13 protein-coding genes are annotated in these 14,039 nt (G+C 55.3%); 2 read left to right on the plus strand and 11 right to left on the minus strand.

What is annotated here, in order from left to right; all coding sequences use genetic code 11:
- The 3 genes from KIH26_RS02035 to KIH26_RS02045 all read right to left on the minus strand — a co-directional run bounded on the left by KIH26_RS02035 (nt 1) and on the right by KIH26_RS02045 (nt 2,663).
- On the minus strand, nt 1-726 hold the full coding sequence (locus KIH26_RS02035) for an amino acid ABC transporter permease (protein ID WP_213441935.1): 726 nt from the start codon (nt 724-726) through the stop codon (nt 1-3).
- Nucleotides 727-805: 79 nt separating this feature from the next.
- A complete protein-coding gene (locus KIH26_RS02040; protein WP_213441936.1) occupies nt 806-1,687 on the minus strand; it encodes a basic amino acid ABC transporter substrate-binding protein in 882 nt (293 codons plus the stop codon).
- 40 nt (nt 1,688-1,727) lie between these two features.
- The gene (locus tag KIH26_RS02045; RefSeq protein ID WP_213441938.1) at nt 1,728-2,663 is read right to left on the minus strand and encodes a glycerophosphodiester phosphodiesterase; all 936 of its coding nucleotides are present in this window, start codon (nt 2,661-2,663) and stop codon (nt 1,728-1,730) included.
- A 229-nt stretch (nt 2,664-2,892) separates the two neighbouring features.
- Here KIH26_RS02045 and KIH26_RS02050 point away from each other — a divergent pair, with 229 nt between their 5' ends.
- Nucleotides 2,893-4,218 carry a DUF3422 family protein gene (locus KIH26_RS02050; RefSeq protein WP_213441940.1) on the plus strand — a complete coding sequence of 442 codons (1,326 nt, stop codon included), beginning with the start codon at nt 2,893-2,895 and terminating at the stop codon, nt 4,216-4,218.
- A gap of 33 nt (nt 4,219-4,251) precedes the next feature.
- On the opposite strand, the gene KIH26_RS02055 is transcribed toward KIH26_RS02050, so the two are convergent.
- A complete protein-coding gene (locus KIH26_RS02055; RefSeq protein ID WP_213441941.1) occupies nt 4,252-5,241 on the minus strand; it encodes a Bug family tripartite tricarboxylate transporter substrate binding protein in 990 nt (329 codons plus the stop codon).
- A gap of 68 nt (nt 5,242-5,309) precedes the next feature.
- On the opposite strand from KIH26_RS02055, the gene KIH26_RS02060 reads away from it, so the two are divergent.
- Complete coding sequence (locus KIH26_RS02060; protein WP_249660914.1) at nt 5,310-7,031, plus strand: long-chain fatty acid--CoA ligase; 1,722 nt, start codon at nt 5,310-5,312, stop codon at nt 7,029-7,031.
- Between the two features lie 363 nt (nt 7,032-7,394).
- On the opposite strand, the gene KIH26_RS02065 is transcribed toward KIH26_RS02060, so the two are convergent.
- The 7 genes from KIH26_RS02065 to KIH26_RS02095 form a co-directional block, all read right to left on the minus strand.
- The gene (locus tag KIH26_RS02065; RefSeq protein ID WP_213441945.1) at nt 7,395-7,790 is read right to left on the minus strand and encodes a hypothetical protein; all 396 of its coding nucleotides are present in this window, start codon (nt 7,788-7,790) and stop codon (nt 7,395-7,397) included.
- 292 nt (nt 7,791-8,082) lie between these two features.
- Complete coding sequence (locus KIH26_RS02070) at nt 8,083-8,271, minus strand: LiaI-LiaF-like domain-containing protein (RefSeq protein WP_213441947.1); 189 nt, start codon at nt 8,269-8,271, stop codon at nt 8,083-8,085.
- A 102-nt stretch (nt 8,272-8,373) separates the two neighbouring features.
- Complete coding sequence (locus KIH26_RS02075) at nt 8,374-9,342, minus strand: oligopeptide/dipeptide ABC transporter ATP-binding protein (protein WP_503005024.1); 969 nt, start codon at nt 9,340-9,342, stop codon at nt 8,374-8,376.
- The gene (locus KIH26_RS02080; RefSeq protein WP_213441951.1) at nt 9,335-10,324 is read right to left on the minus strand and encodes an ABC transporter ATP-binding protein; all 990 of its coding nucleotides are present in this window, start codon (nt 10,322-10,324) and stop codon (nt 9,335-9,337) included. Before KIH26_RS02080 ends, KIH26_RS02075 begins: the two co-directional genes overlap by 8 nt.
- Before the next feature lie 3 nt (nt 10,325-10,327).
- Nucleotides 10,328-11,248 (minus strand): ABC transporter permease subunit, encoded by a 921-nt coding sequence (locus tag KIH26_RS02085; RefSeq protein ID WP_213441953.1) that lies wholly within the window; start codon nt 11,246-11,248, stop codon nt 10,328-10,330.
- 8 nt (nt 11,249-11,256) lie between these two features.
- Entirely contained in the window at nt 11,257-12,180 is a 924-nt protein-coding gene (oppB, locus tag KIH26_RS02090; protein ID WP_213441955.1) for an oligopeptide ABC transporter permease OppB, read from the minus strand.
- An 81-nt stretch (nt 12,181-12,261) separates the two neighbouring features.
- A complete protein-coding gene (locus KIH26_RS02095; protein ID WP_213441957.1) occupies nt 12,262-13,890 on the minus strand; it encodes a peptide ABC transporter substrate-binding protein in 1,629 nt (542 codons plus the stop codon).
- Nucleotides 13,891-14,039: the final 149 nt, after the last annotated feature.

The raw sequence follows: 14,039 nt of genomic DNA on the forward strand, positions 1-14,039 counted from the left end.
TCATCGGCCTTTCATTTCAGCAGGTGTTTCCAGCCGGCGCGCCAGAAGCGTCAAGATGCCAGTGAGGATCAGATACATCAGCGAAATCGCCAGATAGGGCTCCCAGTAGCGTGAATACGCGCCAGCAACCGTTCTTGCAGCCATGGCCAGCTCAGCCAAGCCAATGGCCGAGACGAGGGAGGAGTCTTTCAGCAAGGTAATCGCTTCATTCACCAGTGGCGGCACCATGCGGCGCAGCGCCTGCGGCAAGACCACGAGGCGCATGCTTTGTTGCTCATTCATGCCCAAGCTTTGCGCTGCTTGCACCTGCCCGCGCGCAATCGACTGGATGCCCGCGCGCACGATCTCGCTGATGTATGCACCTGCATTGAGTGTGAGCGCGACCACGCCCGAGAGGAAGGCGCCATAGTTTTGCCGCAGCTCGCGCGCAGCATCACCGGTGAGCAAGAGACCATCGCTCGGATGAATCAGCATGGGCATGAAGGCGAAATGCACAAGCAGGATTTGCACGAAGAGTGGTGTGCCGCGAAAGAAACCTACATAAGCCATGCAGAGCCAGCGCACCAGTTTCTTCCAGCCGCTCTGTTGCTGCGCGGTGACGAGGCCAATGAACAGACCCATTAGAAGACCGAGCACCAAGGCAATGACGGTGAGTTGCACCGTCATGACGGTACCTTTCACAAACAGGCTGGCGTAGGGGGCAAGTATTTCCCAGCGTAGATCCATGGTGCAGGTCTCTTGGTTTCTAGAAAAGCGAAAGGCGTGCCCACCTGCGGTGAACACGCCTTTGAATGGTAACTGCAGTTTACTTGGAGGCAGCCGGCGCGGGGGCGGAAGCTGCTGGAGCTGCTGCTGCGGCTGGTTTAGCACCGAAGTATTTGGCCATGATGGTGTCGTAGCTGCCATCAGCCTTGATTGCATCAATGCCGGTGTTGATCTTGGCGAGCAACTCAGCATTGCCCTTCTTCACCGCAAAGCCATATTGCTCTGCCACAAAGCTTGCATCACTCACGGATTTGAATTTGGCATTCGGATTGTTGGCGATGTAGTGTTGCACCACACCGTTATCCGCCACCACGGCGCTTACGCCGCCTGCGGTGAGCTCTTGCAGAGCCAATGGGGTGGATTCAAAGCGCTTGATGTTGGCACTGGTTTTGCCGAGCAGCTTTTGTACCACTTCGTCGCCTGTGGTGCCCGTTTGCACGCCGACTTTGAGTTTCTTCAGGTCGTCAAACTTGGCGACTTTGGAATCTTCTTTGACAGCGATGAGTTGCACGGCGTCAAAGTAAGGCTTGGAGAAATCCATGGTCTGCTTGCGCTCATCGGTGATGGTGACGCTGCTTGCCACAATGTCGCGTTCACCGGAATCGAGCGTCTTGAAGATGCCTTCCCAAGGTGTGTTGACGAATTTCACTTCAAAGCCGCCTTTAGCTGCGGCAGCTTTGAGCAGATCAACCGTCAAACCTTCGACTTCATTGCTGGCCGACATTTTTTCAAACGGTGCGTAGGCGGCATCTGTGCCCACGGTATAGACCTTGACGGGAGCTGGTGAGGGCGCAGCGGCTGGGGCCGCAGCTGCAGCTGGCGCTGGGGGAGGGGTTTCTTTCTTGCCGCAGGCGACCAAGGCCAAGGCGGAGAAGGTGGCGGCTAAGAGCGCGCGGCGCTGGGAGGTGATTTGATGGAACATGAGTTTCCCTTTCTGTGGAAAACCCAAGATTGTCCTAGATTTAACGTAAGCTGATACCGCGCTGCTTGATAAGTGCTTGTGCTCTATCGGGGTAATCCGTGATCAGGCCATCCACGCCTGCATCGATCACGGCATTCATCTCGGCTTCGGTATTGGTTGTCCATGGCAGAACTTGCAGGCCGAGGCTCTGCGCTTTCTTCACCAAAGCAGGTGTGATATCAGCAAAGTAGGGCGACCAGATATCGCAGCCTGCGGCTTTGACCATGCTGGGCACATCTGGGTGATCAGCCGCGCTCACGGAGCCTGTCCAGCGCGGCGCTTTGTCTGCGCCGAGGATGAGGTTGCCCCAGGGCTGCTGAGCAGTCAGGCAGGATGTTTGAACCTGTTTGGTGTGCCCTTTTTGCAGCTCTTGGATAATTTGCAGCGTGCGCCAATCAAAGCTTTGAATCGTGGTGCGGCTCACAACGCCATGCTCGCGAACGAGATTAAGCAGTTTGCGTGCGAAAACTGCAGCGCTTACGGTGTCATTGTGTTTTTCGGGCGAAATCTTGGTCTCGATGTTGAAGCGCATCTTCTTTGCGCCGAGCGCTTCCACGCGTTTGAAGAGCGTAGAAAGCGCTGGCATGCGCGTGCCATCGATGGGTTGCTGATCTGGGAAGCGCTTGGCGTATGCGCTGTCGGGGTTGATGCGGCCTACGTCATAGGTTTTGAGCTCAGCGAGTGTGAGGCGGTTGACCAAAACTGGCGTGCTGAGATAAGCGCCGCTGGCATCGCGCGTGATCTCAGGATTCAGAGCGCGGTCATGGCTGATGACAATGCTGCCATCTTTGCTCACGCCCACATCCAGCTCCAAGGTCGTCACACCCAGCTCAATGGCTTTTTCAAACGCGGGCAGCGTGTTTTCAGGCAAAAGCCCACGCGCGCCGCGATGGCCTTGGAGATCGAAAGCTTTGGTTTGGGCAGTTGCAGTGTTCATACCCCAAATTATGAGGCAGATTAGAAGAGAAAACAGCCTTTTCCCGGCATAGAATCTGCGCAACATGCTATGAAATTAGGAGTTTGTGGAAGAACCGTGGATTCCCGCATCATAGCAACGAGTCTGGTAATAAATTGTTTGTGTTTGGGGCAGTTGCATCAATGAGAGAGCGCATAATTGACCGCTGCCGCTAGGGCGGCATCTCGTGATTTATATCTTGACTGCTCCCATGCTGACAGCATCTAGCGTTTTACCTCCCCAGGACGCGCAACGCGTTCTTCTTCACAACGAAATCCACGCCCGCCCGCAAGCGCGTATCCGCCTACCTGCTTTGGTGGTGTATGTTGCGGTCGCCAACGAAGGCGTGAGCCGCGAGGAAGAATGCGCGCATCTCCGGCAATTGCCGGGGCAGCAAGATCTTCAGATCGAGCAACTGAGTGACAATTTTTTGCGTCTGCGACTCGATGGCTACACCCTGAAATGGGAGCGGCACACGGAATTCACGCGTTATTCTTTGGTGCAAACCTTGCCCGAGCATGCACTCTTGGGAGCGAAGGAGCCTGATCTTTTGTCAGGCCTTGTTTTGCCATCGCAGTGGCTCAGCAGCATTCCTGGGCGCACGATTGCCGCCATCAAGCTTGCGATGCTCCGAGGTGACTTGAGCGATACACCCAGCACTATGGCCTCGGCGCGCGCTTGGTTGGGGGAGCATCAGCAGACCTTAGCTTCTCGCTTGGGCAATTTTGGCGATGGCATTGTATTGAGCGACTTTGCCATACGCCCCTGCGGCTTCGAACGCATGCTGGTGGTTTGCTCTGAAGCAACAACGGAAATGCGCGTTGGGCGGATATCCCAGCGTCTGCTCGAGATGGAAACCTATCGCCTTATGGCCTTGCGCGGCCTGCCCGCTGCCAAACTGCTGGCGCCGATGCTCGCACAAGCCGAGAGAGCGCTGGCAGACATCACGGCGCAGTTGGAGAATAAGTCCGTCTCGGATGAAGCCTTGCTCGATACCCTGATCGCGCTGGCTGCGCGTGTTGAACGAGCGACAGCAGAAAACACTTACCGGTTCGCAGCGACCCGTGCTTACGACAGTTTGGTGCATCAACGGATTGCGGAGCTGCGGGAGGCGGCTATTCCCGGCATGCAGGTGATCGGTGAGTTTTTGCAGCGGCGTTTATCGCCAGCCATGGCCACGGTTGCAGCCTGTGCGCAGCGCTTGGAATCGCTCTCAGAGCGCGTGGCGCGTACCAGTGCTTTGCTGCGCACCCGCGTAGATATTGCCGCTGAGGTACACAATCAAAAATTGCTTGAGAAATTGACCCGAGGTCAAGAAATGCAGCTGCGCTTGCAGACCACGGTGGAGGGTCTATCGATAGCCGCCATTTCCTACTATGTCATCAGTTTGCTGCTGTATGGCGGAAAAGCATTGAAAAGCGCTGGCATCCAGATGAATCCTGAGGCGGCAGTCGGCGCGCTGATCTTGCCCGTCTTGTGGATAGTCTGGAAAGCGTCCAGACGCATCCACAAGGATTTGCATCAAAGCTTGGAATGAGAATACGCGCGGCACTGCTGCGCGATAAATACTTCAGTCCAACTTAGCGCCAGACTTCTGCACAGCCGCTGCCCATTTGGGAAGCTCTGCATTGATGAACTTGGCAAAATCATCAGCACCCAAGTAGGCCGGGTCAGCACCTTGGCTGATCATGCGTTCGCGGATATCAGGCATGGCCAGCACTTGTTTGAAGGCGTCAGACAGTTTGTCCACCACCGGCTTAGGTGTTCCCGCAGGGGCGAGGAAGCCATAGAAGCCCACGACATTGAAATCGCCTTTCACGGCTTTGGTTTCGTTCACGGTCGGGATATCGGGCAAGGCGCGATTGCGCTCACTGCTGGTCACTGCCAGGGCTTTGACCTTGCCTTGCTTGTGATACTGAGCAGCTTGCGGAATGCTCTCAGCCATGAACTGGACTTGGCCGCCCATCAAATCAGTGAATGCTGGCGCGCTGCCACGATAAGGAATGTGAACCATGAACAAACCTGTTTGAGATTTGAACATTTCTGGCACGAGATGGCTGATGCCGCCATTGCCCGCTGAGCCGTAGTTCACCTTGCCGGGATTGGCTTTGGCATAGCTCATGAACTCTTGCAGCGTGTTGGCTTTGACATTGGGGTTGACGAGCAGCGCCAGCGGTTGCATGGCGGTGCGCGCAATCGGCACGAAATCGCGCGTGGTTTGATAGGGCAGCTTGGAATACAGGCCGGGGTTGATGACCATCACGCCGGTGTTGGCCAGCATGATGGTGTAGCCGTCGGGCGCGGCTTTTTGCACATCTTGCGCACCCACAATGCCGCCCGCGCCTGCTTTGTAATCCACGATGATTTGCTGGCCAAGCACAGCTTGTAATTTGTCGGTGAGCAAGCGTGCATGCTGATCGAGCGGGCCGCCAGCGGGGAAGCCGATCACGAGGCGGATGGGTTTGTTGGGGTAAGCATTTTGAGCGAAGGTGCTGGGCAACAAGCCGCCTGTCACCAAGGCAGCAGAGATCAAGGTTTTGAGGACGGTACGGGTTTTCATGACGATATGAATGAGCAGAAAACATGCATGATAGCCAGAACCCACTATTTGAGACATTGGAGTTTCCCTTGGCTTCCAACGACAAAAACGCTGCGCACTTCGAGCATTGGCCTGCGCGCCTTCCGCATAGCCTCACGCCACCAGCGGGCTCGCTATGGAACAACTTAGCTGTGAATGCATTGCGTTACCCAGATAAGCCTGCGCTGCGCTTTTTTGACAATGCAGTGAGCTATGCACAACTGCTATCATATTCAGAGCACTTTGCGCAGGTCCTATGCCGGCTAGATGCCAAAAAGGGTGAAAGAATTGTCGTTTGCATGCAGAATTGCCCACAGCTGGTGATCTCGCATTTCGCGATCCTGCGCTTGGATGCCGTCGTCGTGCCTGTGAACCCGATGAACAAGTTTGAAGAGCTCAAACACTACATCACCGATCCCGATACGCGCATCGTGATCACCTCAGCGGATTTGGCTTCGGAGTGGGCGGCAGCATCCAATGCCTTGCCGTCAGAGCAGCGCTTAAAGCACCTGATCGTGACGCATATGAGTGATGGCTTTGCAGATACTACAGGTGCAGATGCAGAGAAAGACATACCAGCAGCTTGGCGCGATTGGCTGCTCACAAAGCACGCTTTGCCAGAAATGCAAGATACGCAAAAGCATGCTTGGGCGGATGTATTTGCAGCCACATCGACGCAAGTTTTACCACCCGTCACTGCCACGAGCGACGATCTTGCCATGTTGCCTTACACCAGCGGCACAACGGGTTTGCCCAAGGGTTGTATGCATACGCATGGCTCGCTCATGCACAACGCTGTGGGCAGCATCTTGTGGGGCAATGGCACAGCGCAAAACGTCACGCTCGCTGCCGTGCCCATGTTTCACATTACTGGAATGGTCAGCCTCATGCATGCGAGCTTGTACGCGGGCGCGACGCTTGTGATCATGCCGCGCTGGGATCGTGATTTGGCAGGTCGCCTGATCTCACGCCATAAAGTCACGCACTGGACGAACATCCCCACCATGGTGATTGATCTGCTCGCCTCGCCCAGCTTTGATCAATACGACCTCTCAAGCTTGGTCTATATCGGTGGCGGCGGCGCGGCGATGCCGCAGGCGGTGGCGCAGAGACTGTTAGAGCAGTTTGGCCTGCGCTATGTAGAAGGCTATGGCCTCACCGAGACCGCAGCACCCAGCCACAGCAACCCCACAGATCGCCCCAAGCAGCAATGCCTAGGCGTGCCCTTCTTGAGCTGTGATTCGCGTGTTGTGAATCCTGAAACTTTGGAAGAAATGCCTGCAGGTGAGCAAGGTGAAATCGTGATGAGCGGGCCAATGAATTTCAAAGGCTATTGGAAAAATCCTGAGGCCACTGCCAAAGCCTTTTTTGAGCGAGATGGCAAAGTGTTTTTCCGCAGTGGTGATTTAGGCAAGGTCGATGAAGAAGGCTATTTCTTCATCACCGATCGCTTGAAGCGCATGATCAATGCCAGTGGCTTTAAAGTGTGGCCGGCGGAAGTTGAGTCGCTGATGTTCAAGCACCCCGCTATTGCCGAGGCCTGCGTGATCGCCACGAGTGATGCGTATCGCGGAGAAAGCGTGAAAGCGGTCGTCGTGCTCCGCGCCTCGCACGTAGGGCAAGTGAGCGAGCAAGACATTCTGCAATGGTGCCGAGACAACATGGCCATCTACAAAGTGCCACGCGTGGTGGAGTTTGTTGTTGCGCTGCCTAAGAGTGGAAGCGGCAAGGTAATGTGGCGTTTGTTGCAGGAGAAAGAGAAGGCTGTTTAGCACTTCTTTTTTGATAGCACTCTGCGCAGATTCTATGCCGGCTACCTTTCGATTCTGCTTAAATTTTCGTTAATTTATTGTTTCACGCTACCCGCTCACGTTGGCACGAGGCGTGCGATGTGCTGCGCGACTGTTCACCACGCGCAGTGACATTTGTAGCTCGCGAAAACGGTTTGCATCACCACCTGATTAGCGTGCAGTCTCTGTAGCAAGCGCGAATGGAACAGCCCCGCATCCCATCACCCACCTCGCACCCTGCGGCTTGGTGGGTGTTTTGAGATTTAATATTGGCGTTGACCGACGCAGACACAGCGGATGCGCGTAGTGTATGTAAGCCCGTTCTCGTTTTTGCCGAACAGTCCGTTATGGCTCGGCGGCGCGAATGAGCTCCTGAATGAAGTCGTCAGAGACTAGAAATGGTTCGACGCAGCCCCGTACGTAGGATACCTTGGCTTCGGCTGACATCCCAGACCACCAATGCTCTGCAGCGTTACTCCTCAAGTTCGCTTTGATTACACCTAGAACTTCGTTGTCTTGAAGTGATTTGTACCAAAGCTCGGCTGTCGCCGCGCCGCTGCTCTGGCGATTAAGTTCTAACTGCGCTTCTCGCATTCGCGCGGCCATGCGATGGATAAACGGACTTCCCCAAACGAATGGATCCTCCTCCACAGGTCTGAATTTTGCATTAAACAGGGCTCGCAGAAGCGCGCTCAACTCCCCAGGGTCTGTGACTTCAAAAAGAGGTGCTGCGGTTGACATAAATATTTTTCAATTCCATCCTAAATCTTATCAGTCGCCTGCCAACTAAGCCGCAGGGCGTGATGGGCGTGGTCTGGTTGGGCGGTGCGGCCATTCGCGCTCACTACATGAGGTGGCCGGCCAACCAAGGTGGTCACGCAGGCCAAGTTTGAGTGCCAGCAACGCATCTGCGCGAGGTGCAAGCCGACCAGTCAGACCGCGCCCGTCATGTCAGCGTGATCGGGTCGCGTCAAACGGTCATGTATACAAAAAATCTGAAGGGCAATTCAGGCATGCCCCCGAGCCTTAAAGCCTAACGCTTATCGCTGTTGTCAAACTTGTCTCGTGGCATTAAAAACATCGCCACACCCAGCACGATCAATACCACGGGCCACCATACGCGCAATACTTCCAACATACTAAAGTTCAGCCAGCCTAGGTTGCTCACTAAAAACGCTGCGCCTACCAGGATCAGCACCAACGCTGCAAAGTTGCCTCTCATATCTGTAGTCCTTCCGGTGTTGTGAGTTGAAGTTGCATTATTGCTCAGTCTGCGCCCGTCATGCCAGTGTGATCGGGCTGCACTTAACGACCTCGGGCGAACTCAGAGCAAAGTACAGGCGGCCTGAGTGCCTGAGGGCAGGCTGCGAAGCGGTGGGAGTTGTTCGGCGCAAATCAACTGTGCTTTTGGGCAGCGAGTGCGGAATCGGCAGCCGGAAGGTGGATTCAACGGTGAAGGCAGATCGCCTTGCAGTAATTCCAGCTTTTTCACGCGCTCGAGCTTCGGATCAGGCTCAGGGATGGCGGCGAGCAAGGCTTGTGTGTAAGGGTGCTGCGGCTGCGCGAAGAGCGTGCGCGTATCCGCAAGCTCCACCGCGCGACCAAGATACATCACCATCACGCGGTCACTGATGTGTTTCACTACGGCGAGGTTGTGCGCGATGAAGATAAGTGTCAAGCCCATGGATTGCTGCAAATCTTTGAGCAAATTGATGATCTGCGCTTGAATCGACACATCCAGCGCAGAAACCGGTTCGTCGCAGATGATGAGTTTGGGTTTGAGGATCAGCGCGCGAGCAATGCCGATGCGCTGGCATTGGCCTCCAGAAAATTCATGCGGGTAGCGATTGATCTGCTGCTCAGACAAGCCCACTTGCTGCATGACTTGCACCACGCGCTCTCTCAGCTCCGCTTGAGGCAGGTGAGGCTCATGGGTGCGCAAGGGCTCAGCAATGAGTTGCATCACCGTCATGCGTGGATTGAGAGAGGCCAGTGGATCTTGAAAGATCATTTGAATATCACGACGCACTGAGAGCCAAACGCTCTCGCTCAGTCCTGCCAAGTCCTGCCCTTGCCAGCGCACATGGCCAGAGGCGACGGGCACGAGACTGAGAATGCCGCGTGCCAGTGTGGATTTGCCGCATCCTGATTCACCGACGATGCCCAAAGTTTCGCCGGGTTGGAGATCCAAACTCACGCCATCCACAGCGCGCAAAATGTGAGGCGCTGCCCAAGGCCATAGGCTATCGGCGGGCAGTTTGAATTCCACCTTGAGATCGCGCACTTCAAGCATGGGCTGCCTCCATGGCATCCAAGGGATGATGGCAGGCGCGCTGCACACCCCTGCCTGGCACGGGGCTAATGACGGGCACTTCTTCGAGGCAACGATCACTCGCCCAAGAGCAGCGCGGTGCAAAGGGGCAGGCCTTGAGCTGGCGCGAGGCTTGTGGCGGCGTGCCAGGGATGGCCACGAGGCGATCTGTTTCATTGCTTTTTAAGCGCGGAATCGCAGCGAGAAGGCCGCGCGTGTAGGGGTGCGTAGGCTTGGCAAAGAGATCATCCGTGTTGGCATGTTCCATCACCAGGCCGCCATACATCACCATGACCTCATCACACAGCCCCGCCACCACGCCTAAGTCGTGGGTGATCATGATGATGGCCGTGCCTGTGTCGCGCTGAAGCTCGCGCAGCAGAGCCAAAATTTGAGCTTGCACCGTCACATCTAGTGCAGTCGTAGGCTCGTCTGCAATCAGCAGTTCAGGCTCGCAGAGCAAGGCCATTGCAATCATCACGCGCTGGCGCATGCCGCCTGAGAATTCATGCGGATAGTGATCCAAGCGACGTGCGGCATCAGGGATTTTCACGGCATCCAGCATGCGCAAGGCTTGCGCGCGCGCGGCTTTGCGATCCATCCCCTTGTGAAACTGCAAAACTTCGGTCATTTGCCGCTCTACCTTGAGATAGGGGTTGAGCGAGGTCATTGGGTCTTGAAAAATCATGGCGATTCGGTCGCCGCGAATCTGATTGAGCAGAGCTGTATTCATGGCCAGCAGATCATGACCATGAAAGAGCACACGACCATGCGCAGTGCCGTTCTGTGCGAGCAAGCCCATCATCGCCAGCACGCTTTGGCTCTTGCCAGAGCCTGATTCGCCCACGATGCCGAGGGTTTGCCCCTTGCTCAGTGAAAAGTTGATGCCGTTAACGGCATCCACCACACCATCCCCAGTGCGGAACTGGACGCTTAAGTTGTTGACTTGAAGAATCGCGTTCATGTTCTAGCGCCCCTTCGGATCCAGCGCATCGCGCAAGCCATCACCGATGAAGTTCAAGCTATAAAGCGTGATGGACAACAAAATGGCAGGGCACAGCAGCATCCAAGGCGAAGTCTCCATGAGCTTCGCGCCATCATGGATCAACACGCCCCAGCTCGTCATCGGTTCTTGAATACCCAAGCCGAGAAACGAGAGAATGGATTCCATGATGATGATGGTCGGGATCAAAATCGTGGTGTAGATCACCACCACGCCGAGCAGATTAGGAATAATGTGGCGAAAGATGATGGCGCGCGTAGATACACCAATAACGCGCGCTGCCTCCACATACTCGCGCGAGCGCAGCGAGAGTGTTTGCCCACGCACGATGCGCGCCATGCTCATCCAAGAGAAGGTGGTGATCACAAAAACCACCAGATAGAACTCACGGCCGAGAATGGTGATGAGCAAAATGGCGATCAGGATGTAAGGAATGGCATACATCAAATCAACGATACGCATCATGACGGAATCCGTACGCCCGCCGATGAAGCCGGCTGTCGCGCCCCAGATGATGCCAACAGTGGCAGTAGAGAGCGTGCCCAGCAGCCCGACCATGAGTGAAATGCGCCCACCCACGAGGCATCGCACCAACAAATCGCGCCCGGATTCATCGGTACCGAAAAGATGCCAGTTCTTCAAGCTCGGCGGCTGGCTCATGGCATCCCAGTCGGTGCTGTCGTAGGCATGCGGTAGCAGGAAAGGGCCAAACAGGCAAGCCAGCACGATCAGGGACAGCAAGATCACGCTGACAACAGCAGCCTTGTTGCGCATGAAGCGCAGCCGAGCATCCTGCCAAGGGCTGCGACCTTGCACAGGAGTGACGGAGACCTGCGCCAGCGCGTCGATCAGGGCATCGTCTTTTTTGTAGGGATTGAAGGCCATGACGGATTTCAGCGATAACGGATTTTGGGATCAAGGAGCGCGTACAGCAGATCCACAATCAGGTTAAAGAGCACGGCGACAAAGGTGATCAGCACGACCAAACCTAGAACGAGCGTGTAGTCCCGATTGCCTGCGCCATTGACAATAAGCTTGCCCAAGCCGGGGAGAGAGAAGACCGATTCAGTCACGATGGCCTCTGTCATTACCGCGATAGCGATTGGACCTGCCAACGAGACGACGGGTAGCAGAGCAGGTTTGAGTGCATGGCGAAGCACCACAGTGCGCATGGGCAAGCCCTTGGCTCGGGCGGTGCGGATGAAATTGCTGCTGAGCACTTCAATCAAACTTCCACGCATCACGCGCGCGATCTCGGATACGTTGATCAGCACCAGAAGGCATACAGGCAGGATCATGTATTTCGGGCTGAAATCATTCCATCCGCCTGCTGGCAGCCACTTCAGCCAGATAGCGAAGACCAAGACCAGCACGGGGCCAACGATGAAAGATGGGAAAGCTTTGCCAATGCTGCCTAGAAGCATCACCAAATAATCCACGAAACTGTTTTGCCGTAGTGCGGCGATCATGCCCAGACCAATTCCGAGTGTCAGAGAGATCACCATCGCAATGCCACCGATGGTGAGCGATACCGGCAAGGCTTTGGCCACGAGTTGATTCACAGTCCAATCTTCGTAGCGGAAGGATGCGCCGAGATCGCCACGCAACAGATTACCGAGGTAATGGAAATACTGCTCATACAGTGGGCGATCAAGCAGGTATTTCTCGTTGAGTATCTTGAGCATCACATCGGAGACTTTGCGCTCCGAATCAAACGGCCCACCCGGTGTGAAATGCAGCAGGAAATAGCAGACCGTGATGACGGCGAGCAAGGTCGGAATCGTGACCAACACCCGGCGAAACGCATAAGACCACATATGAGAAGGCTCGCAAGAGACAAAAAGAGCGACTGGGTGAAAACTTCAGCCCAGTCGCTGTATCGTGATGTCAGTTTGGCATCAACGCTTGATGATGTAGAGCTCTTTTGTGCGATAGCGATCCATCGCATTGGTGTTGGTGATGCCACCTACCCAGCTCTTGACCATGCGCGGACGGGTGTACTGCCACATTGGAATCGTGGGGTACTCTTCCATGATCATGCGTGTGGCATCGGTGAGCAGTGTGCGGCGCTTGGCAGGGTCGGTGGCGGCATAGCCTTCATCGATCTTGGCTTGTGCGGCTTTGTTGCAATAGCCTTGCGCGTTTTGATCAGAGTCACATTCCACCAGCGTCAGGAAGGTGGAAGCGTCGTTGTAGTCGCCGATCCAAGCATTGCGGGCGATCTGGTAGTCGCGGTCGTTGCGCTTCTTGATGAGCACTTTGAACTCCATGTTCTCAATATCCATCTCGATGCCAAAGTGTTTCTTCCACTCAGACTGCGCGTACAGTGACAGTCTGCGGTGCAGCTCGTTGGGGTTGGTGATGAACTTCATTTTGGTGCCTGGTTTCACGCCAGCGGCTTCCATGAGCTTCTTGGCCTCAGTAATCCGGCGCTCCATGGGCCATGCTGCCCAGTCTGGCTTGGTGGGCTCTGCGCCATTGGTGCCGTTGACCATCATGCTGTAGGCGGGCGTTTTGCCATCGGCCAGAATGCGTTCTGTCATCAGATCGCGGTCAATCGCCATGTTCAGCGCCTTGCGTACGCGTACGTCTTTGAACAAAGGATCAGCAATATTCAAGGAGTAGTAATACACGCCGAGAATGCCTTGATTGCGCACCTCTTTTGGATACTGCTTGCTCAAGCGTTCAAAGGCGCCTGGTGGCATTTCGTAAGTCATATCCACTTCACCCGATTCCCACATCTTCAGATCGGTCTCCATGCTGTCGATGGGAAGGTAGGTGACTTTGGTGACCTGGACATTAGCGCGATCCCAGTAGGTAGGCGATTTCTCTAACACGATCTTGCTGTTAACAGACCATTCCTTGAGCACGTAAGCGCCATTGCTCACGATATTTCCGGGCTTGGTCCAGTCTTTGCCGTGCTTCTCAATGGAGGCTTTATGAAGGGCGCCCAGTTGCAGGTTTTGCAGAACATCGGGTAGGAAGGCCGTTGGCTTGGCAGTCTTGATCTCCAGTGTGAACTCGTTGACGGCACGCACACCGAGTTCGTCGGTTTTTTTCTTGCCTGCAATGATGTCTTTGCCGTTCAAGAGGAAGCCGCCATAGGTGTCAGCATATTTGGATGCTGTGGTGGGATCCACCAAGCGGCGCATGCCGTAAACGAAATCGGCTGCAGTGAGCTTGTCGCCGTTCGACCATACTGCATTGCGGCGTAAGTTGAAGACCCATGTGGTGGGGTCGGTCTGACGCCAGCTATCTGCGACGCCGGGTCCAACCTTGCCTGCACCATCAACCGCGGTCAGACCTTCAAACAAATCACGGATGATGTTGTTGGACGGGACACCCTCAGCCTTGTTGGGATCAAGTGTCTCGGGCTCCGAGCCATTGCCACGCACAAGTTCTTGCTTGGCATCAAGCACCACACCTGCAGGAATGGTGGCTGCCATCAGTTGGGCGCTGAAGCTCAAAGCTCCGCAAGCGATAGCGCAAGCGAGTGCAGTGCGGCGAATTAGGGTTGTTGATGTCATATGGGGCTCCTCACAAATTGATACCAATGGCTTTCTCGGATGAATAAATCACCAGAGGGGGGCAAGTATAGGTTTCGTAGCAAAAGCCATGCCTAGGGGTAGCCCCTAGGTTTAATCTGAATGATTTCCCGCTTGTCGTTTACGGGACT

This window comes from Variovorax sp. PCZ-1 (genome assembly GCF_018413605.1).
Taxonomy (GTDB): Bacteria; Pseudomonadota; Gammaproteobacteria; order Burkholderiales; family Burkholderiaceae_C; genus JANMDU01.

Excerpts from the sequence above, each read along its gene's own strand:
- KIH26_RS02035 (WP_213441935.1), bottom strand. The coding sequence starts at position 726 with ATGGATCTACGCTGGGAAATACTTGCCCCCTACGCCAGCCTGTTTGTG.
- KIH26_RS02040 (WP_213441936.1), bottom strand. The coding sequence starts at position 1,687 with ATGTTCCATCAAATCACCTCCCAGCGCCGCGCGCTCTTAGCCGCCACC.
- KIH26_RS02045 (WP_213441938.1), bottom strand. The coding sequence starts at position 2,663 with ATGAACACTGCAACTGCCCAAACCAAAGCTTTCGATCTCCAAGGCCAT.
- KIH26_RS02050 (WP_213441940.1), top strand. The coding sequence starts at position 2,893 with ATGCTGACAGCATCTAGCGTTTTACCTCCCCAGGACGCGCAACGCGTT.
- KIH26_RS02055 (WP_213441941.1), bottom strand. The coding sequence starts at position 5,241 with ATGAAAACCCGTACCGTCCTCAAAACCTTGATCTCTGCTGCCTTGGTG.
- KIH26_RS02065 (WP_213441945.1), bottom strand. The coding sequence starts at position 7,790 with ATGTCAACCGCAGCACCTCTTTTTGAAGTCACAGACCCTGGGGAGTTG.
- KIH26_RS02070 (WP_213441947.1), bottom strand. The coding sequence starts at position 8,271 with ATGAGAGGCAACTTTGCAGCGTTGGTGCTGATCCTGGTAGGCGCAGCG.
- KIH26_RS02075 (WP_503005024.1), bottom strand. The coding sequence starts at position 9,342 with ATGCTTGAAGTGCGCGATCTCAAGGTGGAATTCAAACTGCCCGCCGAT.
- KIH26_RS02080 (WP_213441951.1), bottom strand. The coding sequence starts at position 10,324 with ATGAACGCGATTCTTCAAGTCAACAACTTAAGCGTCCAGTTCCGCACT.
- KIH26_RS02085 (WP_213441953.1), bottom strand. The coding sequence starts at position 11,248 with ATGGCCTTCAATCCCTACAAAAAAGACGATGCCCTGATCGACGCGCTG.
- oppB (WP_213441955.1), bottom strand. The coding sequence starts at position 12,180 with ATGTGGTCTTATGCGTTTCGCCGGGTGTTGGTCACGATTCCGACCTTG.
- KIH26_RS02095 (WP_213441957.1), bottom strand. The coding sequence starts at position 13,890 with ATGACATCAACAACCCTAATTCGCCGCACTGCACTCGCTTGCGCTATC.